Origin of the sequence: Micromonospora echinospora, assembly GCF_900091495.1 — a bacterium.
Classification (GTDB): Bacteria; Actinomycetota; Actinomycetes; order Mycobacteriales; family Micromonosporaceae; genus Micromonospora; species Micromonospora echinospora.
Window position 1 is genome coordinate 1,168,364 of sequence record NZ_LT607413.1, and the last position, 24,313, is coordinate 1,192,676.

Here is a 24,313-nt window from a genome sequence, read left to right on the forward strand (position 1 = left end):
GTGTAGGCCGTGTCGATGCGCGAGCTGACGGTGCTCGGCACCGCCAGTCAGACGCCGACCCGGCAGCGCAACCACAACGGGTACGTGCTGCGCTGGGACGACGAGGTGATCCTCTTCGACCCGGGCGAGGGGAGCCAACGGCAGCTCCTGCACACCACGGTCACCGCCACCGACCTGACCCGGATCTGCGTCACCCACTTCCACGGCGACCACAGTCTCGGGCTGCCCGGCATCATCCAGCGCCTCTCCCTGGACCGGGTGCCGCACCCGGTGGCGGTGCACTTCCCGGCCGGCGGCGCGGAGTACTTCGCCCGGCTGCGGCACGCCACCAGCTTCCACGAGGCCGCCGAGCTGCGTCCCGAGCCGGTCGACGCGGACGGGCAGCGGATCGCCCTGCGCGGCGGCCACACCCTGACCGCCCGCCGGCTCCGCCACCCGATCGAGACGTACGGCTACCAGCTGGTCGAACCGGACGGCTGCCGGATGCTCCCGGAGCGGTTGGCCGCGTACGGCATCGCCGGCCCGGCCGTCGGCGAGCTGCTCCGCGTCGGTCACCTGGACGTCGACGGACGCCGCGTGCGCACCGACGAGGTGAGCGAACCCCGGCCCGGCCAGCGGTTCGCCTTCGTGATGGACACCGGCCTCTGCGACGCGGTCTACGCCCTGGCCGAGCACGCCGACCTGCTGGTGATCGAGTCGACGTTCCTCGACTCGGAGACCGCGCTCGCCGCCGAGGTCGGGCACCTCACCGCCGCCCAGGCCGCCCGGGTCGCGGCCGAGTCCGGGGTACGCCGGCTCGTGCTCACCCACTTCTCCCAGCGGTACGCCGACCCGGCCCGGTTCGCCGCCGAGGCCCGCGAGCACTTCACCGGTGACCTGGTGGTCGCCGAGGACCTGGGCACGGTCGCGGTGCCGCCCCGGCGGGTACCCTCGCCCGGGTGACCCTCACTCTCCGCCATGCCGTCGCCGACGACCTGATGGCGGTCGGTGCTTTGCACCAGCGGTCCCGGGTCACCGCCTACTCGTCGTTCCTTCCCCCGGAGGCGCTGGCCCTGCCCACACCCGAGATGATGGGTGACTACTGGGCGCAGCGCTGGTCGTACGAGCGCGACGACCACCTGATGACCGTCGGCGAGCGGGACGGCCGGCTGGTCGGCTTCACCTACGTCGGCCCGGACGAGCTGGACGGCGTGGTCGACCCGCACGCGGCCATGCTGCGCGCCATCCACCTGGACCCGACCGAGCAGGGCCGGGGCACCGGCCGGGCGTTGATGCGTGACGCCCTGCGCACCATGCGGTCGTGGGGGCGGACCCGGGCCACGCTCTGGGTGCTGGCCGACAACGCCCACGCCCGGCGCTTCTACGAGCGCGGCGGCTGGGCACCGGAAGGCCGGGAACGCGACGAACACTTCGGCCCGGTCGTCACCCGTCAACTCCGCTACGCCCGCCCCCTCTGACCGGCACGGCAACCCGGACGGTGGACTCATGATCCCTCGGTCGCGGGTTCGAGCCCCGCACAGGGCGCGCCACCTTCAGTCGAGCGAATCGGAGAAGGTGGTCATAATTCTGACCAGTCGTTAGAGTGGTCGCTATGGAGACCATTCCTATCACGGAAGCCAAGGCCCGGATCGCCGAGCTTGCCGACCGCGTCGCTCGGGAGCACGACCACTTCACGATCACCAGGAACGGCCGCGCCGACGTGATGCTGATCTCGGTTGCCGAGTACGAGTCGATGCGGGAGACGCTCGACCTGCTCTCCGACAACGAGACCCTCGCGGATCTGCGCCAGTCGCGGGAGGATTTCGCGGCCAGCGACACGTTCTCCATGGACGAGGTTCGCGCCGAGTTGGAGCGGCGTCGCGGTAGGACGGCCTGATGCCTTCGCAAGGCGGGCGGGGGGATGGCACTCACGAGGCGCCCAGCCCGTACACAGTGATGTTCTCTCGGCAGGCCCGCCGCAACCTACACGAGGATCTGCCACTGGAGGTCGCGGTCGCGGCGACGGAGACCATCGAGCACGCGATAGCGGTCAACCCTTATCGGGCTGGCAAACCACTCGACGAGCCCTTCGACGGCTTTCACTCCGCCCGCCGCGGCACGTACCGGATCATCTACCGGATCAACGAGGCCAAACGGATCGTGGAGATCCACTCGATCCGCCACCGACGCGACGCCTACCGCTTCTAGGACACGCCAGGCCCTGCTTCACCGGGCTGGCGTGCCCAGACGCGTCGGTAGGGCGGCACCCGGCCTGCCCCAGGACAGGCCGGGTGCCGTGCTCAGCGACCGCCGAGGTGGGCCAGCAGGTCCTGCCGGGTGAGCACGCCCTTGGGCTTGCCGTCGATCAGCACCAGCGCCGCGTCGGACTTCTCCAGCAGCGTCACCGCCTCGCTGACCGGCTGCCCACCGCCGACCATCGGCAGCGGCTCGCCCATGTGCCGCTCGATCGTGTCGTGCAGGTGGGCCTGGCCGGTGAAGAGGGCGTCGAGCAGGTCCCGCTCGGCGATCGAGCCGGCCACCTCGCCGGTCACCACCGGCGGCTCGGCCTTGAGCACCGGCAGCTGCGAGACGCCGTACTCACGCATGTAGTCGATCGCGTCCCGGACCGTCTCGGTGGGGTGCACGTGCACCAGCTCGGGCAGGCCGCCCGGCTTGGCGGCGAGCGCGTCGGCCACGGTCGGCTCGTCACCGCCGGCCGTCAGGAAGCCGTACCGGGCCATCCAGGTGTCGTTGAAGATCTTGGACAGGTAGCCCTTGCCGCTGTCCGGCAGGAGCACCACGACCACGTCGTCCGGACCGGCGGCGCGGGCCACCTCCAGGGCGGCCACCACGGCCATGCCGCAGGAGCCGCCGACGAGCAGCCCCTCCTCCCGGGCCAGCCGCCGGGTCATCTCGAAGGAGGCCTTGTCGGACACCTCGATGATCTGGTCGGCCACGGACTTGTCGTACGTCTCCGGCCAGAAGTCCTCGCCGACCCCCTCGACCAGGTACGGCCGGCCGGTGCCGCCGGAGTAGACCGAGCCCTCCGGGTCCGCGCCGATCACCTTCACCCGACCGTCGGACGCCTCCTTGAGGTAGCGCCCGATGCCGGAGATGGTGCCGCCGGTGCCCACCCCGGCGACGAAGTGGGTCAGCCCGCCACCGGTCTGCTCCCACAGCTCCGGGCCGGTGGTCTCGTAGTGCGAACGCGGGTTGGCCGGGTTGCTGTACTGGTTGGGCTTCCACGCGCCGGGGATCTCCCGGGCCAACCGGTCGGAGACGTTGTAGTAGGAGCGGGGGTCCTCCGGGGCGACCGCCGTCGGGCAGACCACCACCTCGGCCCCGTACGCCCGCAGCACGTCCTGCTTGTCCTGGCTGACCTTGTCGGGGCAGACGAAGACGCACCGGTAGCCCTTGAGCTGCGCGACGAGGGCCAGTCCGACGCCGGTGTTGCCGCTGGTCGGCTCGACGATGGTGCCGCCCGGCTTCAGGATCCCGGCGGCCTCGGCGTCCTCCACCATCCGCATGGCGATCCGGTCCTTCACCGAGCCGCCGGGGTTGAGGTACTCCACCTTCGCCAACACGGTGGCCTGGATGCCGGCGGTGACGTTGCGGAGCTTCACCAGCGGGGTGTTGCCGATCAGCTCGACGACGTTGTCGTAGTACTGCACCTCGTTGTGCCCTTCTCCCACGGTGCCGGCGGCGGCGCCGGGCGACGGTTGGTCGAGGCCCAGGGTACGTGGCGTCAGGACAGGACACTCCCAGGGATCACGGACGCGCGGCGCGCCTCCCACTCCAGGAACCGCTCCGTCTCGGCCAGCACGCTCCCGGCCAGCCAGGTGACCATGACCGCGTCGTCGACCAGGCCGAGGACGGCCAGGAACATCTCCGGCACCAGGTCGACCGGGGAGACGACGTACGCCGCCGCCGCGGTCATCAGGGCCAGCCGGAGGCCGCCGTCGTACTCGCCACGGGCGGTGGCCTTGATCATCCGGGGCAGCGCCGCCACCCGGGCGCCCAGGGACGGCCCACCACGGGCCCCGGCCATCAGCGCCCGGGCCAACGCGGCGAACGCCGCACTCCGCTTCAACGTCCTCGCCATGTCAGTGCCCCTCTCTCCTCGACCAGCGTGCCGGGCCGGCGCAACCGCCGCCGGTGCCGCCGCCCGTTCCGGACGGGGCGGCGGTCGATGGATGACGTACCCAGAATGTCCCGCGGCCAGGCACCGGAGCGCCATCGTGGGGACAGCGACGTGTCGCTCCCGCGCGGTACTGTCGGCTCATGGAGGAGGTGACGGGACCCGTCGTGTCGACCGGTGCCGGCTGGCGACGCGCCCGGCAGGTCGCCCGCTACACGGCGATCGGCGCGGGTGCCACGGTGGCGGCCTTCGCCACCACGACCGGCGTCCTCCTCGGCCAGGCCAAGCAGGCCCGCCGGACGATCCCGATGGCCGAGGCGCCCCCACCCCGCTGCGACGGCGTCTACGGTCCCAAGCTCCCCGGCCGCCCCCTCACCACGGTGATCCTCGGCGACTCCTCCGCCGCCGGTTACGGCGTACACCGGCGTCGGGAGACCCTCGGCGCGCTGCTCGCCACCGGCCTGTCCCGCCGGCTGCACCGGCCGGTGCGGCTGCACCGGTTCGCGGTCGTCGGCAGCCTCTCGGCGGGGTTGCGACCGCAGGTCGAGGCCGCCCTGGAGCAGCAGCCTGACCTCGCGGTCATCCTGGTCGGCGGCAATGACGTGACCAACCGCACCCCGCCGGCCGTGGCCGTGCGCTACCTCACCGACGCGGTCCGCGACCTGCGCGCGGCCGGCGCGGAGGTGGTCGTCGGCACCTGTCCCGACCTGGGGGCGATCCAGCCGATCCAACCGCCGCTGCGCTGGCTGGCCCGCCGCTGGGGTCGGCAGCTCGCCGCCGCCCAGACGGTGGCGGTGGTCGAGGCGGGCGGCTGGACGGTCTCCCTCGGCGACCTGCTCGGCCCCCGGTTCGCGGCGGAGCCGGGCCGGATGTTCGCCTGGGACCGGTTCCACCCGTCCGCCGAGGGGTACGCGGTGGCCGCGTCCGTGCTGCTGCCGACGGTCCTCTCGGCGCTCGGCGCGGGTCCGGAGCGCCGGCCCGCGCTGACCCGGGGCGAGGGCGTACGGTCGCTGCCACAGGCGGCGCAGGAGGCCGCCCGGCACCCGGGCACCGAGGTCAGCGGCACCCAGGTCAGCGGTCGCGACCGGGGCCCGGCCGGGCGCTGGGCGCAACTGCGGCGGCGGGCCTTCGTCGCGGTCGGCGCGCTTCCCGCGCACGCGGGTGAACCGGTGCCGCACCGCGCCGACGCGGTCCCCGCACCCGGCGGACCGGAGAGCGGCGACGTGCTCCGACCGGCAGGGAGGGCGGAGACAGACGACGTGGTCCGACCGGCGGGAAGGCCGGAGACAGGCGACGTGGTCCGACCGGCCGGGGGCACGCAGACAGCAGTGGAGGGACGAGCATGAGCGAGCGGAACACCCGCACCGAACTGGCGGCCCGCATGGGCCGGGTCGCGGCCCTCTCCCTGCTGGCCGGCACGGTCGGCGGCGCGGCCGTCCTCGCCGGGGAGGCCTTCGTCGCCCGCACCCGCCGGTACGCCGAACCGGAACTCGGCCTCGCCCTGCGGGCGACGGTCGGGCGGACGGACGCGCCCCCGCTGCGGCTGGTCCTGCTCGGTGACTCGGCGGCCCTCGGGGTCGGCGTGCAGCAGTTCGGCGAGACGGTCGGCGGCCAGTTGGCCCACCTGCTCGCCGAGGGGCCGAACGGCCGTCGGGTGCACCTGTCCAGCGTCGGGGTCTCCGGGTCCCGTTCCACCGACCTGGCCACCCAGGTGGCCCGGGCCCTCCTCGGAGGCCGTCCGGACGTGGCGGTGATCCTGATCGGAGCGAACGACGCGACGACCCTGCGGCGGCCGTCCGACGCGGCGGCGTACCTCGGTGGCGCGGTCCGCCGGCTGTGCGACGCCGGGGTGGAGGTCGTCGTCGGCACCTGTCCCGACCTCGGCGCGGTCCGGGCCGTCGCCCCGCCGCTGCGTCAGGTGATCGGCTGGTCCGGGCGACGCACCGCGCGGGCGCAGACCATGGCGGTGCTGGAGGCCGGGGGCACGGTCGTGGATCTCGCCACCGAGACCGGAGCGGTCTTCCGGGCCGACGCCGGGACGCTCTGCCACGACGGATACCACCCCTCCGCCGACGGCTACCGGGTCTGGGCGCACGCGCTGCTCCCGGCGGTGGCCGCCGCCGCAGCCGTCGCCTCGTCCCGCTGACCGGGCGCACCGCGCAGACCGACAGCCGTCGCCCCGGGCCACTTCCACCACAAGTTACCGACGGGTTAACGTTGGCTCATGCCGACTGAGTCGTCCCGCGACGCCGTCATCGTCGCCACCGCCCGCTCCCCCATCGGCCGGGCGCACAAGGGTTCCCTCCGCGACGTCCGCCCGGACGACCTCGCGGCGACCATCGTCCGGGCCGCGCTGGACAAGGTTCCCCAGCTCGACCCGACCGAGATCGACGACCTCCACCTGGGCTGCGGTCTGCCCGGGGGCGAGCAGGGCTTCAACATGGCCCGGGTGGTGGCCACCCTGCTCGGACTGGACACCGTGCCCGGCGCGACCCTGACCCGGTACTGTGCCTCGTCGCTCCAGACCACCCGGATGGCGATGCACGCGATCCGGGCCGGCGAGGGGGACGTCTTCGTCTCCGCCGGGGTCGAGTGCGTCTCCCGGTTTGCCCGGGGCAGCTCCGACGCCCTGCCGTCGGAGGCGCAGGCACTGGTCGGCGGTGGTTGGGAGAACCCGCGCTTCGCGGCGGCCCAGGAGCGGTCGGCCCGCCGGGCGGCCGGCGGCGCGGAGGTCTGGACCGACCCGCGCGAGGCCGGCGAGCTGCCCGACATCTACCTCGCCATGGGGCAGACGGCCGAAAACCTGGCCCAGGCGTACGACGTGACCCGCGCCGACATGGACGAGTTCGGTGTCCGTAGCCAGAACCTCGCCGAGAAGGCGATCGCCGACGGGTTCTGGGCACGGGAGATCACCCCGGTCACCACCCCGGACGGCACCGTGGTCAGCACCGACGACGGCCCCCGCCCCGGGGTGACCCTGGCGGGCGTGGCCGGGTTGAAACCGGTGTTCCGCCCGGACGGTCGGATCACCGCCGGCAACTGCTGCCCGCTCAACGACGGGGCCGCCGCCGTGGTGATCATGAGCGCCCAGCGGGCCCGGGACCTGGGCATCACCCCGCTGGCCCGGATCGTCTCCACCGGCGTCACCGCCCTCTCCCCGGAGATCATGGGCCTCGGGCCGGTCGAGGCGAGCCGACAGGCACTCGACCGGGCCGGCATGACCATCGACGACGTCGACCTGGTGGAAATCAACGAGGCGTTCGCCGCCCAGGTGATCCCCTCGTACCGGCAGCTCGGCATCCCGCTGGAGAAGCTGAACGTGATGGGTGGCGCGATCGCCGTCGGCCACCCGTTCGGCATGAGCGGGGCCCGGATCACCGGCACGCTGCTCAACGCCCTCGACTGGCACGACAAGTCCATCGGCCTGGAGACCATGTGCGTCGGCGGCGGTCAGGGCATGGCGATGGTCCTCGAACGCCTCTCCTGACGTCGCTGCCGGCCCACAGCGGTCGGTCAGAGGGCGTTCCGGGTCGCCGTCACCTCGGCGGCGGCCCGGACCAGCATCTCGGGCGTGGGCGCTGCGGCGACCAGGTCGGCGGCGACCACCCGGAGTTGGTCGGGCAGGGCGAGGTCGTTGGCCAGCCGGGGCACGGTCCGGCGGGGCTGGCCCTCGGCGTCGGCGGCCAGGTTGGCGACCTCCTGCACGAGCCGGTGCACCAGGTCGGCGCGGGAGACGTTGCCGTCGGCGGCCAGCGCCGACCAGCGCGGCGGCTGCCAGTGCCCGACCTGCCGGACCAGCAGCTCCACCGCCCGGTCCAGCTCCACCGCCCGGTCCGGGTCCGTCGCCCGGTCCGGCCCGGTGGCGGAGCCCGGGTCGTCGGCCGCCGGGTTCACCGGACACCGGCCTGGTCCGCCGGGTACGCCCCGGCCCGCGTGCTGCTCACCGGAGCGAGTCTACGGTCACGTCACCCGCCCCGGACTCGGTCGCCTGCCGGACTCCCGGTCGGGTCCGACGCGACCGGAGACGGTGGCCACGCCCCACAACGACGGGCGCCCGCCCCCGGGAAGGGACGGGCGCACCGGTCGACCAGTTGCTCTCTGACTGTCTGCCCAGTCAGCGCTGACTGTTTGCTCAGTCGTCGCCTTGGAAGTAGCTCAGCAGGCGCAGGATCTCGATGTAGAGCCAGACCAGGCTGACCAGGATGCCGAAGGCGGCCACCCAGGAGTAGCGCTGGGGCAGCCCCATCCGGACGCCCTCCTCCACCTCGTGGAAGCTCAGGATGAAGCTGAGCGACGCCACCACGATGCAGACCAGGCTGAAGCCGATGGCCAGCGGGCTGCCGTCCCGCAGGCCGGTGTTGACGCCGAACAGCGCCAGCACCAGGTTGATCAGCATGACGGCGAAGAGGCCCACCATCACGGCGATCATGCCGCGCACGAACTTCGGGGTGGCCCGGATGACGCGCGCCTTGTAGAGCACGGCCATCAGGAAGAACACGCCGAACGTGGCGGTGGTGGCCTGGAGCACGATGCCGTCGTAGAGCGACTCGAAGGCCTTGCTCACCATGCCGACGAAGACGCCCTCGACGACCGCGTACGTGATGACGAGCGCCGGGTTGGCCATCCGGGAGAACGAGATGACCATACCGAGCACGAGGCCGACGACGGCGGCCCCGATCCACGCCACACCGACCAGGGCGTCGGGCACGAGCACCCAGGCAGCCGCAGCGGAGGCGGCGAGGATGCCGAGGAGCATGACGGTCTTGACCACGACGTCGTCGAGCGACATCGGCGTCACGGTGGGCGGTGCGGCCGGGTAACCGGGGGCCGCCGGGTAGCCCGCACCCGGGTACTGCTGGGGGTAACCGGGCTGTCCGTACGGCCCGGTCGGGGCGTACCCGGCCGCCCGCTCCCGCTCAGCCGCCTGGCCGAGCCGGGCGAGCACCGGGTTCGAGGTCTTCACTTTCAGCCTCCCTCAGGGGGTCGATGCACGTTCGACGTGCCTATCCAGGGTAAACCGCCGGGCCGACCTCTTGGTGATCACCAGGCTGAAGGGAAGCTGAGAGTCTGGTGCCCGGGGCGGGGGTCGAACCCGCACGCCTTGCGGCAGCCGCTTTTAAGGCGGCCGTGTCTGCCGTTCCACCACCCGGGCGGGTGACCCACCGGCGCGTCGACACGCGGCGGTGCAGTGTCACGGTAACCGGTCTCGCCGAACCCGGCGTACCCCGATACCACTCCGGCACTATGGTCGAGGCCGTGAGCAGCGCAGCCTGTGCCGATCAGGACGCCGGACCCGATCGGGAGGCCACCCGGGACCTCCCGCCGGTGCCCGGCTCCCGGCGCGCCCGGCTCCTCGCCGCGGCCCACCGGAACCGGGTGGACCTGCTGGCCGGTCTGGGCTTCCTGGTCCTCGCCGGAGTGCTCACCCACGGGCTCTGGCCGGACCCGTCCGGTCGGGTGCTGGCGCTCAACCCGGAGGACCAGACTCTCTACGAGTGGTTCCTGGCCGTCGACTCACGCGCGTTGCTCGGTGACTTCAGCCTGCTCACCGACCGGCTCAACGCCCCCGACGGGGTCAACCTGATGGCCAACACGACGGTCATCGCGCTCGGAGTGATCTTCGCCCCGGTCACCCTGGTCTTCGGCGCGCCGACCACGTTCGCCCTGCTCGCCGCGCTGAACCTGGCCGGCACCGCGATCGCCTGGTACGCGTTCTACGTCCGGGTGCTCGGCGCCGGCCGGCTGGCCGCCGCGCTCGGCGCCGGCCTCTGCGGCTTCGGGCCGGGCATCGTGTCGCAGACCAACAGCCACCTGCACATGACCGCGCAGTGGCTGGTTCCGGTGATCATCTGGCTGGTGGTCCGCATGCTACGGGCCGCCGACCGTGCTCCCCGGGCCGGTGGCGGAGCGGACCGGCGGCTGGTGACCTCGGCCGTGGGGCTGGCGGTCGTGGTGACCGTCCAGGTCTTCGTCGGTGAGGAGGTGCTGTTCCTCGCCGCGCTGACCCTGGCGGTGATGACCGTCGCCCACGCCGTCGCCGACCGGCGACTCGCCCGGCGGGCGTTCCCGGCTTTCGCGGCGGGAATGCTGCTCGCCACCGGGCTCGCCCTGGTCGTGCTCGCCTACCCGCTCTGGTTCCAGTTCGCCGGGCCGCAGGGCGTGGCCGACGGGATGTTCAGCCCGTACTACTTCTCCGCCGACCTGACGAGCTGGTGGACGTTCTCGCCGCTGTCGCTGGCCGGCGACGACACGGCGGCCCGGCTGACCACCGGACCCGCCGAGTACAACACCTTCCTCGGCTGGCCGCTGCTGCTCGTCGGCGCGGCCGGCGCGATCTGGCTGCGTCGCCAGCCGCTGGTGGTCGCCTGCGTGGCCGGCGCACTGGTGATGGGCGCCCTGTCCCTCGGCCCGGACGTGGTGGTCGACGGTACGCGGACCGGCGTCCCGGGGCCGTTCCGGTTCCTGCTCGACGTGCCGGTGGTGGACGGCGCGCTGCCGATGCGCTTCGCGCTGGCGGTGCCCCCGCTGCTGGCCACGGTGCTCGTGCTCGCCGTCGACCGGGCGCGGCGCGGCGGGGGTCGGGGGCGGGTGGTCGTCCCGGCCGCCGTCGTGGCGGCACTGCTGCCGGCGGCGCCCACCCCGCTGGCCACCGAGGACCGGCCGCCGGTGCCGGAGTTCATTACCGCCGGGCACTGGCGCGACTGCGTACGCCCCGGCGGGGTGCTGGTGCCGGTGCCCGCACCCACCCCGAGGGAGCCCTGGCCGATGCGCTGGGCGGTGGCGGCGGACGCGGCGTTCGCCCTGCCCGAGGGCTTCTTCATCGGCTCGTACGGCCGGGACGGCACGGCGGCGATGGGCACCTACAAGCAGCCCACGTCGGCGCTGCTGGCCGAGGTGGCCCGGCACGGTGAGCAGCCCGTGGTCAGCGAGGGGCAGCGCCGGCAGGCGGCCCGGGACGCCGACTTCTGGAACGCGTCCTGCGTGGTGCTCGCCGCCAACGAGCGGCACGCCGAGAGCCTGCGCGGCACGCTGGAACAGCTCTACGGACCGGCGACCCGGGTCGCCGACGCCTGGATCTGGCGTCCCTGAGCGCTCACCGGTTGGTTGGGCGATTGGCCGGTCGCCTGGTTGGTAGCAGGGGCCCCCTGCAGGGCAGAAAGCGGTAACAGGGGACCCCTCCTACCACCTCAGGCGCGGGGGGCGCCCACCGGCTGGGACGCCTCGACGAACTCCTCACGCGGGTCGTGCAGCTGACCGAGCGCGACGACCTCCCGGCGGAGGAAGAACGCCAGCGACCAGTCGACCACCACGCGGACCTTGCGGTTGAACGAGGGGATCCGGCTCATGTGGTACGTCCGGTGCATGAACCAGGCCGGCCAGCCGGTCATCTTGATGCCGTACACCTGGGCGACGCCCTTGTGCAGGCCGAGGCTGGCCACGCTGCCCGCGTGCTTGTGCCGGTAGTTGACCGGTTCCCGGCCCCGGATCACCGCCGCGATGTTGTCCGCCATCCGGGCGGCCTGCCGCACCGCGTGCTGCGCGCTCGGCGAGCAGTACGTCCCGGGCGGGCCGGTCAGGTCGGGCACCGCCGAGCAGTCACCGGCCGACCAGGCGCCGTCGACGATCCGGTCCCCGTCGACCACCTGGAGGGTGGGCAGGCAGGTGACCCGACGCCGCTCGTCGCGGGGGAAGTCGGTGGCGTCCAGCAGCGGCGACGGCTTCACGCCGGCCGTCCAGACGATGGTGTCGGAGGGGAAGCTGTCGCCGTCGGAGAGCGTGACCACCCCGTCGACGCAGGACTCCAGGCGGGTGTCCAGCCGGATGTCCATGTTCCGCTTGAGCAGCTGCTGCACCGTGTACGCGCCCATGTCCCGGTCGACCTCGGGCAGCACCCGCTGGGTCGCCTCGACCAGCACCCAGCGCATGTCCTCCGGGGTCAGCTCCGGGTAGTACTTCAGCGCGTCCCGGGCCATGTCCTCCATCTCGGCGAGCGCCTCGATGCCGGCGTACCCGCCGCCGACGAAGACGAAGGTCAGCGCGCGACGGCGCACGTCCGGGTCGGTGGTGGCCGCCGCCACGTCCAACCGGTCGAGCACGTGGTTACGCAGGTAGATGGCCTCGCCGATGGTCTTGAAGCCGATCCCGTGCTCGTGCAGGCCGGGAATCGGCAGGGTGCGGGAGACCGAGCCGGGCGCGATGATCACGTGGTCGTACCGGATCTCCCGGACCGGACCGGTGATCGGCTGGACCGTGGCGGTCTTCCGGGAGTGCTCGATCCGCGTCACCGCGCCCGCGACGATGGTGCACCTACGCAACTCCCGCCGCAGCGGCACCACACTGTGCCGGGGAGAGATGTTGCCGGCCGCCGCTTCCGGAAGGAAGGGCTGGTACGTCATGTGCGGCTGCGGGTCGACGACGATGACCTCGGCCTCACGGGAGCTCAGCTTCTTCGAGAGGCGCAGGGCCGCGTAGAGCCCGACGTGGCCGGCACCTACCACAAGGATCCGCTTCGGATTCACGTCTTCTATCTTTCCCCTACCGGCCCGGGTAATCCCGTTCGCGCCCCTTCTCTGTGACGCAGCACCCCCCTGTGACCTGCATGACCTTCGTTACGGGCGGGTTTCACCGGCGACGCAGGAGCCACCCCAGCAACGCCGTCACCACGACCGCGACGGCGAGTCCGCCGATCGTCACGGGCAGCAGTCCCCGGTCCCCGCCGACACCGGCGACGGTCAGCAGCAGCACCCCGACGACCCCGGCGGCGAGGAGCACCCCGGCCGTCCGGGCCAGCCAGCGGACCACCAGCGCGGGGTCGACCACGGCGTCGTACGGCAGCAGCGCGGCCAGGGCGCAGAGGTTGTGCCCCAGGTAGAGCAGGACGGCCAGCAGCAACAACCGCCACAGGGCGATCCGCTCGCCCTGGTCGAACGTGCCGTGGAGCCAGCCGGCGACGGTGACCAGGGCGGCGAAGGTCGGCCAGAACCGGTGCGGCCCGAGCGCGGGCAGCACCGCGGTCACCAGCAGCGCCGGCAGGGCGTCGCCGAACCAGATGTCGACCGGGAACGCCACCGTGAAGCCGACCAGCACGGTGAGGAAGACCCCGACCCGGACCAGGAACGGCAGCAGGGTGGCCCGGCGGGCCGCCTCCCGCGCCCCACGCACCCGGCCGACGACCTGTCGAACAGCGCTCACCGCTGTCGCCTTTCGCTCGCGACTGCGGGACTCCGCTCCGCTACGTTCCTCACGCTCACCGGGCACCGGCCCTGGGGGCGGTGGCGAGCCGGGCCACGTCCCGCAGCACCTGGTCCAGGCTGCCCGCACCGGCCCAGCGCACCACCGGTACGCCGTGCTCGCGCAACTGCTCGACCATCACGTCCCGGTCCAGTCGCCAGAGCCGGAACGCCACCTCGGCCCAGTCCCGCCGCCCGCCCCTCGGCGGGGGCAGGTCGGCGGGGAGGGTGTCCACCGCCACCACGAACCGACCGGAGCGGGCGAGCTGGGCGAGCATCTGCGCGGACCGCTCCTGCAACAGCGGGGTGAGCACCACCACGAGCGCGTCCGACGAGAGCAGCTGGGGGCCGAAGACCTGGTCGTCCGCCTCGTCCGGCCAGGACTCGGCGCGGACGTCGAGCAGCCACTCCAGCACGGTGAGGTACTGCCGGCGGCCGGTGGCCGGACGCAGCCGTCGGGCGGTCGGGCCGAACTCCAGCATCGACACCCGGTCACCCCGGTGCAGGTAGTGCTCGCCGATCGCGGCAGCGGCCCGGACCGTGGTGTCCAGCACCGAGGCGGTGCCGTCGACGCCGCCGGAGCGTCCCGCCTCGGCGAGCACGTCGAGCAGGAGCACCACCTCGGCGTCCCGGTCGGAGAGGGTCGCCGCGACGTGCAGCTGCTTGGCCCGGAGCGAGACCCGCCAGTCGATCCGGCGGAGCCGGTCGCCGGGGGTGAAGACACGCACCCCGGCCAGTTCACCACCCTCGCCGGGGCGGCGGGAGTGGTGCGCGCCGACCAGGCCGGCGGCCCGGGGCATCGCCTCGACCGCCTCGAACGGCTCGGTCTTCGGATAAACCGTCACCCGGGCCGGTTCGGCGACGACCACCCGGGAGACCAACAGCCCGTCGGCGGCGGCGGCCCGGGCGCCGGCCGGACCGACCGGGTGCCGGCCCCACCGCAACGCGGTGCCGGCCAGCGTCAGGTCGACCGCCTCACCGGCCGGGACGAACGTGGCGAAGGGGCGGTCGGCGGCCCCCTCGCGCGGCGCGTCCGCGTCGAACCCGGACCGCTCGACACGCAGCCACGGCGACACCCGGGTCCGGACCACCGCCAGGTCGTAGCCGACCCGGTCGGGGTTGCCCACGGTCACCGTCGCGGCGAGGTCCCCGCCCTCGACGAGGTGCCCCTCGGCTGCCCCCGGCCACACCTGCGGCGGGGCGGCCGGCCGGCGGCGCAGCGCGTACGCGGTGCCCAGCGCGAACGGGGCGGCCAGCACCACCAGGTCGACCCGGCCGAGCACCACGCCGGCCACCAGCAGCAGGCCGGTGAGCAGCACGGCCCGGCCGAGCGCCCGGGTCGGCACCCAGGCGGACGGCTGCGGGTCCGGGGACGACCCGGCGGGCGTACCGGTCAACGTCCGCCCCGACCGGCGGCGTAGCTGGGCAGCGCGCCGCTCGCCGGCACCGGGGTGGCATCGAGGACCTCGCCCACCACGAACGACGGGTCGACCCGGCGCAGCCACATCTCCGGGCGCAGCGTGATCCGGTGCGCGAGGGCCGGCACGGCGACGTCCTTGACGTCCTCCGGCACCACGTAGTCCCGGCCGCCGAACGCGGCCCGGGCCCGGGCCAGCAGCAGCAGCGCCAGCGACCCGCGCGGCGACGCGCCGACCAGCACGGACGGGTGGTCCCGGGTGGCCGCGGCCAGCTCGACGATGTACCGGCCGACGGAGTCCTCGACCGCCACGTCCTCCAGCGCGGACTGCATGGCGCGCAGGGTGGTCGCGTCGACCACCGGCTTGATCTCCGCCTCCTCGCGGCGACGGGCCATCCGGCGGCGCAGCACCTCCCACTCCTCCTCGCGCTCCGGGTAACCGAAGGAGACCCGGAGCAGGAACCGGTCGAGCTGCGCCTCGGGCAGCGGGTACGTGCCCTCGTACTCGATCGGGTTGGCGGTGGCGAGCACGTGGAACGGCTCGTCCAGCCGGTAGGTGACGCCCTCCACCGAGACCTGCTTCTCCTGCATCGCCTCCAGCAGGGCGGACTGGGTCTTCGGCGGGGTCCGGTTGATCTCGTCGGCGAGCAGCAGGTTGGTGAAGAGCGGACCGGCCCGGAAGGTGAAGTCACCGCTGCGCTGGTCGTAGAGGAACGAGCCGGTGACGTCGGCCGGCAGCAGGTCGGGGGTGAACTGCAACCGGCGGAAGTCCAGGCCGAGAGCCTGCGCGAAGGAGCGCGCGGTGAGCGTCTTGCCGAGTCCCGGCAGGTCCTCCAGCAGCACGTGCCCGCCGGCCAGGATCCCGGCGAGGACCAGTTCCAACGCCTCCCGCTTGCCGACCACGACCGACCCGACCGCGTCGAGCACCTCGCGGGCCAGCCGGCCGGCCTCGGCGGGCGTGACGTTCCGGTCCACGTCGTTCATCAGATCTTCTCCAGTTCGGCGACGATCGCCGCGAGGTCGCGCGGCGACGGGGGGCGGCGGCCGGGAACGGCGAGGAAGGTCCAGAGCCGCTCGCCCAGCAGGGCACGGGCACGGGCCGGATCGGACTCGCGGGTCACCCCGTGCCGTTGGCGCAGTCGTTCGTCGGCCAGTTCGGTGATCCGGGGCAGGACGACCCGGGCGAAACGTTCCGGCTCGCTGGTCGCCCAGGCCAGGGGCAGGGCCCAGCCGTCCACGGCGGTCCGCAGCGCGTCCCCGGCGGGGGGCGGTTCGTCCGGGCCGGTCACCCGCGTGCTCCGGCGCGACGGCGGCGGTGGGGCCAGCCGGCCGGTGACCGTCCGGACGCCGAGGAGGGCGAGCACCCCGGCCACCAGCACCGGCAACGAGACGGTGAAGCCGACCGCCCGGAGCACGGCGACCAGCACCGCCGTGGCCGCACCGGTCACCAGGACGGTACGCAGCAGCCAGCGCAGCCAGCCGCCCCGGCGTCGTTCCGGCTGGCCGGCCGGTTCCTCCTCGAACCGGAGCAGGTCGTCGATGCTCGCGCCGCCGCGCGGTGCCGACTCGCTCACGTCGGCACCTCGTCGGCGAAGACGGTCAGCTCGGCCCGGATCCGACGCAGCGCCGCGCGGGCCTGGTCACGCATCCGCTCGTCGACGGTGCTGGTGGCGTACCGGGCGGCCCGGTAGACGTGGGCGAACTCGGCCAGCACGTCGGCGCTGACGATCGCCGGGACACCACTGTCGGTGTCTCCCCGCAACAGTCGGGAGACCAGGTCGGTCGGGGTGTCACCGGCCCGGCGGGACACGCCGGCGGTGGCGGCGGCCTCCTCCAGCCGCACCCAGCAGGCGATCACCACCGTACGCGGGTCGCTCGACCGGTCGTCCAGCTCGATCAGGCCGGCGTCGAGCGCGGCGACCACGTCCCGGGCGGTCCCCTCGGCCGACGGGCGGGGCCGGGTGGCGGGCAGCCCGCGCCGCCTGGTCCGGCGCAGCGCACCGCGTAGCACCGTCCAGAGCCCGTAGCCGAGGGCCAGCAGTGCGGTCAGTCCCAGCAGTACGACCGCGGCGGTGGTGACCCAGCCGGGGATGCGCGCGGCGGTCTCCCGGGCCGCTTCCCGGGGCTCGACCGGGAACGACGGGGAGGGCTGGGTCTCCGGGTACTCCGGGATGAACGGGACGTTCTCCGCAGCGGGTGGGATACGGGTCGCACCAAGCGCGGAGTGCGTCGCCGCGACCGCGGCGACGGCGAGCAGGGCGGCTACGGCCAGGACCGGCCACCACCTGCGCAGCACGCTGAAATCCATCGTCACCGCCCCGCGCAGTGTCAGTCCACCCCGGCCACCTGCTTCGCCCGGGTGAACACCTCGTCCAGCATCTGTGGTGTGAGCCGTCCGGTGAAGGTGTTCTGCTGGCTGACGTGGTAGCAGCCCAGCAGCTCCGGTACGGCTGTGCCGGACCAGTGTGCCCCATGGCCGAACACCGGTCGCGGGCTGGGCGGCCGGACGCCGTACACCGCGCGTAGCGCCGGCCACCACGCGGCCCACGCGAACGCGCCCAGCGCGACCACGACGCGCAGGGTGGGGCGGATCAGTTCGAGCTCGCGGTGCAGCCACGGCGCGCAGGTGTCCCGCTCGCCGGGGGTGGGTTTGTTGTCCGGGGGCGCGCAGCGCACCGCGGAGAAGATCCGGGTCGCCCGCAGGGTCAGCCCGTCGTCCCGGGCGACGCTGGTCGGCTGGTTGGCCAGGCCGGCCCGGTGCAACGCGGCGAAGAGGACGTCCCCGGAGCGGTCCCCGGTGAAGATCCGTCCGGTGCGGTTGCCGCCGTGCGCGGCGGGGGCGAGGCCGAGGATGGCGATGCGGGCGTCGGGGGCCCCGAGGCCGGGCACCGGGCGACCCCAGTACTCCTGGTCCCGGAAGGCCGCCCGTTTCGTCCGGGCCACCTCCTCGCGCCAGGCGACCAGGCGCGGGCAGGCGAAGCACCCGCTGATCGCGCCGTCGAGGTCGGGCAGGTCGGCCGCCCGCCGGGCACGGGCGGCCACCTCGTCGGCGGTACGGGGCTCAGCCAAGCCGGCTCCGGAAGTGTTCGAGGGTACGGGCCCAGGCGCTGGCGGCGGCCCGCTGGTCGAAGACCTCCGGCCGGTCGTCGTTGAAGAACGAGTGCGCGGTGCCCGGGTAGTCGTACAGGACGCAGGTGCCACCGGCGGACTCGATCGCCCGCCGCGCGGTCTGCACCCCCTCGGCGGCGGACGCGCCGTCCGCCTCGGCACAGTGGACGACCGCCGCCTTGCCGGCGTAGTCGGCCCACTCCGGGCGCATCTTCTCCCAGGGCAGCATCGGGTAGAAGCCGGCGGTGGCGACGATCCGGGCGGAGCTGGTCGCCGACCGGAGCGCCAGGCTGCCACCGGCGGAGAAGCCGGCACAGCCGATCCCGCCGGTGACCTCGGGTCGGCCGGCGAGGTAATCGGCGGCGGCGGCGACGTCGGCCGCCGCGTCGTCCATCCGCAGCGCCGTCATCAGTCGCCCCGCCTCGTCCGCGTCGTCCGGCGCGGCACCGGGGTGGAGGTCCGGTGCGAACGCCACGAAGCCGGCCTCGGCGAACCGGTCGGCGACCGAGGTGATGTGCGGGACGAGACCCCACCGCTCCTGGATGACGATGACCGCCGGACTGGTCGCACCGCCGGAGGGTATCGCGAGGTACCCCTCGCTCGTCGTACCGTCGTGGCGGTAGCTCACCATCTCGCCCATCGGGCATCCTCCTGGCGGTCAGTCATCGTTGGCTGGTCGCGTGGTTACGTGCGGGTAGCGTGCCACGCGCCGACCGGCCGGGGAAGACGCCGGCAGAGTGGGATTCACCTCCTGTTCGACCGGGCTCCACCAGGCCCGGGGGCGTCAACTGCGGGGCACCAGGCAGAGCAGGTACCCGGTGCCGCCGGGCGGGATGCTGCTGTAGGTGTAGTAGGTGCCGCCCTCGGCGACGAACGGCTCGCACTGGCGGCCGTCGCGCACCTTCTCCTCGGTCTGCCTGTCGACCCGCCCGACCACGTCGTACGCGGCGTCCGGGGAGGAACAGGCGACCACCCGCGCCTCGGCGGCACGGCGCTGCCCGGTCTCCGCGACGTCGGGCAGCGGACCCAGACAGTCACCCACGCGCGCCTCGGCGGTCCGGTCCGGGTTGAGCAGGCGGCCCGCGACGTCGTACCGCAGCCCGGCCACCACCAGCCCGCCCACCAGCACGGCGACCACCCCGAGCGTGACCAGCACCCGCAGCAGCGGGTGCCATCCGCCTCCGCCCGGCTCGGCGTCGTCGTCTCCCGGTTCGGGCTCGTCGCCGGTGGGGTCCGGCCCGATCCCGGCGGGAGTGGCGTCGGCGGCCGGGGTGGCGGCGGCCGGGGTGGTGCCGTCGGCCGGAGTGGCGGCGGCGGGGGTGACGCCGTCAGCCGGGACGGCGTCACCGGCCGGGGTGGTACTGGCGGTCGGGGTGGCGTCGCTCCGGGCGTCGGTCGGCTCTCCTCCGGCGCTCTCGTCCTCGGTCGGCGCGGGGGGCACGGCCTGCTCGGTCACGGGCGGTCCTTCCAGGAAGATCGACAGCGGAAACGGTAGCCACGTGGCACCGCTCGCGCTGTCCCCCGGAACGTGACCTCCGTCCCTTGTCGACCCGGCGGCCGGCTGACCGGTCGCCGGCTCCCCGGACCTACCGGGTCACCGGGCGGCGGACTCCGTCGGGGCCGGGGCCGGCGCGTCGCCCGGCCCCGCCGGGGCGTCCGGCGAGCCCGCACCACTCGGCGTGGACTCCGGCGTCGTCGTACCGCTCGGCGTGGCGTCCGGCGTCGTCGGGTCGGTCGGCGTGGCGTCCGGCGTCGTGGTCGGGGCACCGGACGTCGGTGCCGGGGCCGGATCCGTACGGAACTGGAACGGGGCCTGCTCCGGGCAGTACGGGTACGTCCGGCGGACCGAGTCGTCGACCGGCTTCGTGCCCGGCACCTGGCAGTAGCCCGGCCAGCCGAGCCGGATCGGGGTCCCGTTCTGGTCGAAGAGGCGGGCGTCCCGCACCAGCCGCCCCTCGCCGTCGTAGACGAAGACGTCCTGGATGTTGGAGTACTGGTTGTCCACCGACACCGAGTCGTAGCCCTGGTAGCCGCCCCACCGGGCCCGGCCGTCGACGGTGGCCGCCCCGACCAGCCCGAAGAAGGCCAGCCCCAGCGACCCGACGAGCACGAGCCGGCGCGGCCACCGGGAGAGCCGCTCCGCGTTGCGACCGAGCCAGAGCGAGCCGACCACGCAGGCGGCCAGGAGGACCAGGCCGGCCAGGTGGCTGTCGCCGAGGCTGGGCAGCACCCCGAAGGTGCCACCGGTGCTCATCGCGGTCACCAGCATCGCGGCGAGGTAGCCCCGGACCAGCCACCAGGCGGGACGGAGCAGCCGCAGGTAGTCCGAGGCGGTGGCGTACCCGAGCGACGGACCGAGCCGGACGTCGAGGGCGCGCAGCCGGGTGCGGACCCCGAGCGTGAGGCCGGCGACCCGTTGGTCCAGGTTCCGTCCGGTGCGCACCGGAGCGCCGGCGGCGGCCCGAAGCTCCGCCGCGTACGCCTCGGGCTCACCGAGGCGGCCGACCAGCGATTCCCCATCCTCGGCGGCCACCTCGGCGAGGTGCTCCGACAGGTCCTCGGTCAACTCGTCCCGCTGGGCCGGGGGCAGGTCGGCCAGCGCGGCCCGGACCCGCTCGACGTACGCCGTGATCTCCTGCTCCGTGACGGTCATGCCGTCGCCCCCCGATCGTCGAGCAGTGCGTCCATGGTGGTGGCGAACGAGTGCCAGAGCTTGCCGGAACGGCGCAGTTGGTCCCGCCCGGCCGCGTTGAGCGAGTAGTACTTCCGGTGCGGACCGGACTCGCTCGGTACGACGTACGCGGTCAGCAGTCCGGCGGCGAAGAGTCGCCGCAGCGTGCCGTAGACCGAGGCGTCCCCGACCTCCTCCAGCCCGGCCGCGCGCAGCCGGCGCAGGATGTCGTAGCCGTAGCCGTCCTCCTCGCGGAGAACGGCGAGGACCGCGAGATCCAGAACGCCCTTCAGGAGCTGGGTGGTGTCCACGCGCTGCACACTACTGTGCGATGCACAGTAGGGTCAACCGGCGCTCCCGGGTACGGGCCGTTCCGCCTCCGCAGCGACGGCCGGCACGGCGGGCCACGGTGCGGCACGACCCGCCGGACATGCGACGGCGGAGGCCGACCCGCCGGACAAACCGGTTGGTCAGGCCCCCGCCGCTACCGTCTCAGTTGCCGTTCGGGCCGAGGACCGGCGGGGTGCTGCCGGAACCGGCGTGCCAGTCCATGTCGTCCTCGGTCAGCCAGGTGCTACGGGTGGCCGACTCGTCGTCGTCGCCACCGGACATCGGTGCGCCACCGAGCACCCCGGGGCGCATCCCCCCGGCCGCGCCGGGACGGTTGCCCGCCCCGCCCAGCCGGCCGCCCCCGCCGACCGCGGCCCGGCTCTCCAGACCGGTGCCACCGGTGGGCCGGGGCACCGGGGAGGAGGAACCGGCGCCGGCGGCCAGGGCTCCGGTGCCGAGCACGCCACCGGCCGGCAGCGCGGTCGAGGAGCCCCACGACGGACCGGCGGCGGCGGAGGTCCGGGTGCCACCCGCCGCGCTGGCCACCATGCCACCCGCTCCGGCGGCCCAGCCGGTGAGCAGGGCTCCGGTGCCGAGGGAGGGACCGGCCCCGGCCAGCGAGGTGCCCGATCCCGGGCCGGTCGGCGCGGCGAGGTCGGAGCCCGGGTCCCGCGACGGATCCGGGTCGCCGAGGTCGCCGTTCCCGACCGGGCGCGGCCCGTCGGCCCGGCTGGTGCCGGTGTGTCCGGGGGAGCCGGTGCCCGGTGCCCTGGCCGGCGTGGTCGCTCCCGGCCCGCTGCGTGGCGTGTTCGAGGTCTCGCTCACCCCGCCCGGGGTGTCCACCGGCGGCGGGGCCGGCGGGCTCCAGCGGTCGAAGGTGGAGAGGTCGTAACTGGCGGCCAGTTCGGCCACCACCTTCACCATCCGCTGGTGCGCCTTCTCCTTCTCCTCCTGGTCCTGCTGGTGTCCGGCGATCCCGCCGATGACCGCGCCGACCGGCCCAAAAAGCGCGCCCTTCGCGGCACCGCTGATCGTCTTGTCGTGGTCGTCGGTCTCGTCCGGGCTCTCGGCCTCGCGCTGCGCCGTCCGCAGCGGTCCCGACATCAGCGACAGCCCCTCGTGGACCGAGCCCATCCCGCTGGCCAGGCTGGTCGAGTACTGGACCACGAGGCCGACCCGGCGCTGGAACTCGTCACCGGCGTCACCGGTCCAGGTGCGGTCGAGGGCGTCGAGGTCCTCGCGGAGCGCGCGGCCGAGCCCGTCGACCGTGTCCTTCATCGAACTCCACGCCGCGGCGAGGGTGTCGATCTGCTCGGCGTCGCCGGCCTGTACGCCCTGGTAGAGCTGCTCGTGGCTGACCGGCTGGTAGCGCTGTACGTACTCGTCAGACACGTGGCGTCCCCTCCAGACCGAGCGGCTCGTCGACACCACCGAGGACCCGGGCGATGTCGGCGGCGTTGGCCCTGTTCCGCGCCTCGGTCGTCCGGTAGTTGTCGAGGATCTTCTGGGTCGCCGCCTGGGTTGCCAGCAGGGACCGCCGGAGTCGTTGGACCCGGTCGACGTAGCGGGTGTGCAGGTCGGTGTACTGCCGCGTGCTGCTGACCGCGTCAGCGAACGAGCCGAGCGCGGGCGGCCGGCACTGCAGCTCGGTGTTCAGCTTCCTGAGCAGTTGGTCGGCCTCGGTGATCCGGCCGGCCAGTCGCCGGTGGAAATCCTCCAGCGACAGTACGTCGACACTGGTCTTCGTACCCATGCAGCATCCCCGTGGTCGTCGTGGCACTCGTCGCGGGCCTCAGCGTAGTTGACCAAGGCAAGTCAGGCGACCCGGCCGTCCCGCCGGGCTGCCTGCGTCAACGGTCGCCCGACCCGTCGCCCGGGGACGGGGACGAGCCGGTGGTGGGTCCGGCGGAACCAGCGGGGGAGGTCTCCCGCGGACCGTCGTCCCCCGTCGACCCGTCGGTCCGCTGCGGCCCGGGGGATCCGGACGGCGTGGGCCGAGCGGACCGGGTGGCGGCGGGCGCGCTGGCGTCGAAGTAACTGCGGGCCGCGTCGCGTTCCAGGGCCGGCCCGGTGGGGATCAGCGCCAGCAACGAGGCCGGGACGGCGAGCGGGGTCACCCCGCCGTAGCCGAGGGCGGCCGCCGCGTCGCCGGAGCGGGTGCCGAGGGGGTAGCGGATTCCCTGGGACGTGACCAGGTAGACGGTGGAGGCCGCCGCTCCCTGCCCGCCCTCGCCGACCCCGGGCATCGCCTGGACCAGCGCCCCCTTGCCGCCCGGCATGACCACCCGCTCCGCCGTCCGGACGGCGTCCCGGTCACCCTGGCGCACCTCGATCGAGCCGGGCGCGGACGGGGACAGCTCGGGCGGCGTACGGTCGAACACCTCGATCGTCGTGGTGCGCTCCCCCGCCGCACCCGCCCGGTACGTCGCGCAGACGGCCGCCCGGCCCGATCCCGCCTGCCGCAGTTCGGGCAGCTTCTGCGGCACGCCCTCGTCCTCGAGGCGCTGGTCGCTGAGCGCCCGGCCCGCCTGCTCCGGGGTGATGTCCTTGACCCCGCCCCCGTCCTGGCGCAGCAGCAGCGCGGTGATCTCACCGATCGACGCCAGGCCGTCCCGGGTCAGCACGTAGTGCTGGTCGGCGGCGCGGAAGATCTGCCCGACCCAGGCCGGCCCGTTGCCCACCTGCAACCGGCTGCGCTCCTTGTCCCCCGCGATGAACGGCTCCTTCAGCCGTGGCCCGGCCGGCACCGCGTTGATCAGTTGCTGACCGACCTCGATCGGCCGGACCGAGGCCATCTTCAGCGCGGCGATCGCCGCGTCACCGCCGAGGATCTGCATCCGGGTGTTCCGGAACAGCAGGTGGCGCTGTCCACCGACCGAGACCAGGATCGCCTGTTCGCCGAGGGGCGAGCCGCCGGAGAGCTGCCGGTCGACGACCAGGCGCGTGGTCGACCGGCGCGGGCCGGCGGTGTCCGGCGTGTTGCAGACCGACCAGGGCAGGCCGACCAGCGACGACCGGTCCGGCAGGCCGTCGGGGGCGCCGGCGATGCCCACCGTCCGGCCGCGCGGCCGTTCCCGGATGGACGCCTGGGACATCGACCGGGTCTGCGGGTTCTCCTCGCCGAGGATGAGGCGGGCGGAGGCGTAGTTCAACGTCGGGTACAGCCGCCCGTCGACGAAGACGTAGGTCGCTCCGGTCTCCTTCTCGATCACGAGGGTGTTCGGCTCCAGCGGGGCGCCGCCCTTGGTGAGCAGGCCGTACACGCCCGCACCGGCGAGCACGATCGCCGCGACCATGGCGCTGCCGAAGACCGCCAGCCCCAGGCGCCGCATCGGCAGGTCCGTCGTCTCGGGGTCGCCCGACAGCAGGGCTGAGACGATGCGGCGGGTGACGAACCGGTACGCCTGAACCTGGTCACGGCGGGTCCGCATGCGCTACCT

At 73.9% G+C, this 24,313-nt stretch carries 25 protein-coding genes, 1 tRNA gene and 1 pseudogene; 8 read left to right on the top strand and 19 right to left on the bottom strand.

Annotated elements, in window-relative coordinates; all coding sequences use genetic code 11:
* The first annotated feature begins 9 nt into the window (after positions 1–9).
* The 4 genes from GA0070618_RS05170 to GA0070618_RS05185 all read left to right on the top strand — a co-directional run bounded on the left by GA0070618_RS05170 (position 10) and on the right by GA0070618_RS05185 (position 2,187).
* A complete protein-coding gene (locus GA0070618_RS05170; protein ID WP_088980615.1) occupies positions 10–942 on the top strand; it encodes a ribonuclease Z in 933 nt (310 codons plus the stop codon).
* Positions 939–1,457, top strand: a complete 519-nt coding sequence (locus GA0070618_RS05175; RefSeq protein ID WP_088980616.1) for a GNAT family N-acetyltransferase — start codon at positions 939–941, stop codon at positions 1,455–1,457. The genes GA0070618_RS05170 and GA0070618_RS05175 overlap by 4 nt, the downstream gene beginning before the upstream one ends.
* A 134-nt stretch (positions 1,458–1,591) precedes the next feature.
* Positions 1,592–1,876, top strand: a complete 285-nt coding sequence (locus tag GA0070618_RS05180; RefSeq protein ID WP_088980617.1) for a type II toxin-antitoxin system Phd/YefM family antitoxin — start codon at positions 1,592–1,594, stop codon at positions 1,874–1,876.
* Positions 1,877–1,935: 59 nt separating this feature from the next.
* Positions 1,936–2,187, top strand: coding sequence for a type II toxin-antitoxin system RelE family toxin (locus GA0070618_RS05185; RefSeq protein WP_231931610.1), 252 nt, complete (start codon positions 1,936–1,938; stop codon positions 2,185–2,187).
* Between the two features lie 92 nt (positions 2,188–2,279).
* On the opposite strand, the gene GA0070618_RS05190 is transcribed toward GA0070618_RS05185, so the two are convergent.
* Positions 2,280–3,650, bottom strand: coding sequence for a cystathionine beta-synthase (locus GA0070618_RS05190; protein WP_088980619.1), 1,371 nt, complete (start codon positions 3,648–3,650; stop codon positions 2,280–2,282).
* Positions 3,651–3,724: 74 nt separating this feature from the next.
* Entirely contained in the window at positions 3,725–4,081 is a 357-nt protein-coding gene (locus tag GA0070618_RS05195) for a YkvA family protein (protein WP_088980620.1), read from the bottom strand.
* Between the two features lie 179 nt (positions 4,082–4,260).
* On the opposite strand from GA0070618_RS05195, the pseudogene GA0070618_RS05200 reads away from it, so the two are divergent.
* The 3 genes and pseudogenes from GA0070618_RS05200 to GA0070618_RS05210 form a co-directional block, all read left to right on the top strand.
* Positions 4,261–5,247 (top strand): annotated as a pseudogene (locus GA0070618_RS05200) (SGNH/GDSL hydrolase family protein); the annotation flags it as partial.
* Between the two features lie 212 nt (positions 5,248–5,459).
* On the top strand, positions 5,460–6,263 hold the full coding sequence (locus GA0070618_RS05205) for an SGNH/GDSL hydrolase family protein (RefSeq protein ID WP_088980621.1): 804 nt from the start codon (positions 5,460–5,462) through the stop codon (positions 6,261–6,263).
* Positions 6,264–6,341: 78 nt separating this feature from the next.
* The gene (locus GA0070618_RS05210) at positions 6,342–7,604 is read left to right on the top strand and encodes an acetyl-CoA C-acetyltransferase (RefSeq protein ID WP_088980622.1); all 1,263 of its coding nucleotides are present in this window, start codon (positions 6,342–6,344) and stop codon (positions 7,602–7,604) included.
* Positions 7,605–7,630: 26 nt separating this feature from the next.
* Here the strand turns inward: GA0070618_RS05210 and GA0070618_RS05215 are convergent, their stop codons facing one another.
* The 3 genes from GA0070618_RS05215 to GA0070618_RS05225 form a co-directional block, all read right to left on the bottom strand.
* Positions 7,631–7,942 (bottom strand): hypothetical protein, encoded by a 312-nt coding sequence (locus GA0070618_RS05215; protein ID WP_231931803.1) that lies wholly within the window; start codon positions 7,940–7,942, stop codon positions 7,631–7,633.
* A gap of 307 nt (positions 7,943–8,249) precedes the next feature.
* Positions 8,250–9,080: a Bax inhibitor-1/YccA family protein gene (locus GA0070618_RS05220; RefSeq protein ID WP_088980623.1), complete on the bottom strand. Its 831-nt coding sequence runs from the start codon at positions 9,078–9,080 to the stop codon at positions 8,250–8,252.
* Between the two features lie 105 nt (positions 9,081–9,185).
* Positions 9,186–9,269, bottom strand: a tRNA-Leu gene (locus GA0070618_RS05225).
* Positions 9,270–9,373: 104 nt separating this feature from the next.
* On the opposite strand from GA0070618_RS05225, the gene GA0070618_RS05230 reads away from it, so the two are divergent.
* Positions 9,374–11,206, top strand: coding sequence for a hypothetical protein (locus GA0070618_RS05230; RefSeq protein WP_231931611.1), 1,833 nt, complete (start codon positions 9,374–9,376; stop codon positions 11,204–11,206).
* Positions 11,207–11,304: 98 nt separating this feature from the next.
* Here the strand turns inward: GA0070618_RS05230 and GA0070618_RS05235 are convergent, their stop codons facing one another.
* From GA0070618_RS05235 to eccB, 14 genes are all read right to left on the bottom strand, one after another.
* Positions 11,305–12,636, bottom strand: coding sequence for an NAD(P)/FAD-dependent oxidoreductase (locus GA0070618_RS05235; protein ID WP_088980625.1), 1,332 nt, complete (start codon positions 12,634–12,636; stop codon positions 11,305–11,307).
* 103 nt (positions 12,637–12,739) lie between these two features.
* Entirely contained in the window at positions 12,740–13,309 is a 570-nt protein-coding gene (locus GA0070618_RS05240; protein ID WP_088980626.1) for a hypothetical protein, read from the bottom strand.
* A gap of 55 nt (positions 13,310–13,364) precedes the next feature.
* A complete protein-coding gene (locus GA0070618_RS05245; RefSeq protein WP_088980627.1) occupies positions 13,365–14,744 on the bottom strand; it encodes a DUF58 domain-containing protein in 1,380 nt (459 codons plus the stop codon).
* Positions 14,741–15,748 carry an AAA family ATPase gene (locus tag GA0070618_RS05250; protein WP_088980628.1) on the bottom strand — a complete coding sequence of 336 codons (1,008 nt, stop codon included), beginning with the start codon at positions 15,746–15,748 and terminating at the stop codon, positions 14,741–14,743. Before GA0070618_RS05250 ends, GA0070618_RS05245 begins: the two co-directional genes overlap by 4 nt.
* Positions 15,748–16,338, bottom strand: coding sequence for a hypothetical protein (locus GA0070618_RS05255; RefSeq protein ID WP_088980629.1), 591 nt, complete (start codon positions 16,336–16,338; stop codon positions 15,748–15,750). The genes GA0070618_RS05250 and GA0070618_RS05255 overlap by 1 nt, the downstream gene beginning before the upstream one ends.
* Complete coding sequence (locus GA0070618_RS05260) at positions 16,335–17,072, bottom strand: DUF4129 domain-containing protein (RefSeq protein WP_088980630.1); 738 nt, start codon at positions 17,070–17,072, stop codon at positions 16,335–16,337. Before GA0070618_RS05260 ends, GA0070618_RS05255 begins: the two co-directional genes overlap by 4 nt.
* 20 nt (positions 17,073–17,092) lie before the next feature.
* Positions 17,093–17,806 (bottom strand): uracil-DNA glycosylase, encoded by a 714-nt coding sequence (locus GA0070618_RS05265; RefSeq protein WP_088980631.1) that lies wholly within the window; start codon positions 17,804–17,806, stop codon positions 17,093–17,095.
* Positions 17,807–17,825: 19 nt separating this feature from the next.
* Positions 17,826–18,512, bottom strand: a complete 687-nt coding sequence (locus GA0070618_RS05270; RefSeq protein ID WP_088980632.1) for a dienelactone hydrolase family protein — start codon at positions 18,510–18,512, stop codon at positions 17,826–17,828.
* Between the two features lie 144 nt (positions 18,513–18,656).
* Positions 18,657–19,328 carry an LppU/SCO3897 family protein gene (locus GA0070618_RS34540; protein WP_231931612.1) on the bottom strand — a complete coding sequence of 224 codons (672 nt, stop codon included), beginning with the start codon at positions 19,326–19,328 and terminating at the stop codon, positions 18,657–18,659.
* Between the two features lie 138 nt (positions 19,329–19,466).
* Complete coding sequence (locus GA0070618_RS05280) at positions 19,467–20,525, bottom strand: HAAS signaling domain-containing protein (RefSeq protein ID WP_088980633.1); 1,059 nt, start codon at positions 20,523–20,525, stop codon at positions 19,467–19,469.
* On the bottom strand, positions 20,522–20,854 hold the full coding sequence (locus GA0070618_RS05285; RefSeq protein WP_088980634.1) for a PadR family transcriptional regulator: 333 nt from the start codon (positions 20,852–20,854) through the stop codon (positions 20,522–20,524). The genes GA0070618_RS05280 and GA0070618_RS05285 overlap by 4 nt, the downstream gene beginning before the upstream one ends.
* Before the next feature lie 181 nt (positions 20,855–21,035).
* Positions 21,036–22,265, bottom strand: coding sequence for a WXG100 family type VII secretion target (locus tag GA0070618_RS05290; RefSeq protein WP_088980635.1), 1,230 nt, complete (start codon positions 22,263–22,265; stop codon positions 21,036–21,038).
* Entirely contained in the window at positions 22,258–22,626 is a 369-nt protein-coding gene (locus GA0070618_RS05295; protein ID WP_088980636.1) for a hypothetical protein, read from the bottom strand. Before GA0070618_RS05295 ends, GA0070618_RS05290 begins: the two co-directional genes overlap by 8 nt.
* A 97-nt stretch (positions 22,627–22,723) precedes the next feature.
* Entirely contained in the window at positions 22,724–24,304 is a 1,581-nt protein-coding gene (gene eccB / locus GA0070618_RS05300) for a type VII secretion protein EccB (protein WP_088980637.1), read from the bottom strand.
* Positions 24,305–24,313 lie beyond the last annotated feature (9 nt).

Excerpts from the sequence above, each read along its gene's own strand:
- GA0070618_RS05180 (WP_088980617.1), top strand. The coding sequence starts at position 1,592 with ATGGAGACCATTCCTATCACGGAAGCCAAGGCCCGGATCGCCGAGCTT.
- GA0070618_RS05185 (WP_231931610.1), top strand. The coding sequence starts at position 1,936 with ATGTTCTCTCGGCAGGCCCGCCGCAACCTACACGAGGATCTGCCACTG.
- GA0070618_RS05195 (WP_088980620.1), bottom strand. The coding sequence starts at position 4,081 with ATGGCGAGGACGTTGAAGCGGAGTGCGGCGTTCGCCGCGTTGGCCCGG.
- GA0070618_RS05205 (WP_088980621.1), top strand. The coding sequence starts at position 5,460 with ATGAGCGAGCGGAACACCCGCACCGAACTGGCGGCCCGCATGGGCCGG.
- GA0070618_RS05210 (WP_088980622.1), top strand. The coding sequence starts at position 6,342 with ATGCCGACTGAGTCGTCCCGCGACGCCGTCATCGTCGCCACCGCCCGC.
- GA0070618_RS05250 (WP_088980628.1), bottom strand. The coding sequence starts at position 15,748 with ATGAACGACGTGGACCGGAACGTCACGCCCGCCGAGGCCGGCCGGCTG.
- GA0070618_RS05260 (WP_088980630.1), bottom strand. The coding sequence starts at position 17,072 with ATGGATTTCAGCGTGCTGCGCAGGTGGTGGCCGGTCCTGGCCGTAGCC.
- GA0070618_RS05270 (WP_088980632.1), bottom strand. The coding sequence starts at position 18,512 with ATGGGCGAGATGGTGAGCTACCGCCACGACGGTACGACGAGCGAGGGG.
- GA0070618_RS05280 (WP_088980633.1), bottom strand. The coding sequence starts at position 20,525 with ATGACCGTCACGGAGCAGGAGATCACGGCGTACGTCGAGCGGGTCCGG.
- GA0070618_RS05295 (WP_088980636.1), bottom strand. The coding sequence starts at position 22,626 with ATGGGTACGAAGACCAGTGTCGACGTACTGTCGCTGGAGGATTTCCAC.
- eccB (WP_088980637.1), bottom strand. The coding sequence starts at position 24,304 with ATGCGGACCCGCCGTGACCAGGTTCAGGCGTACCGGTTCGTCACCCGC.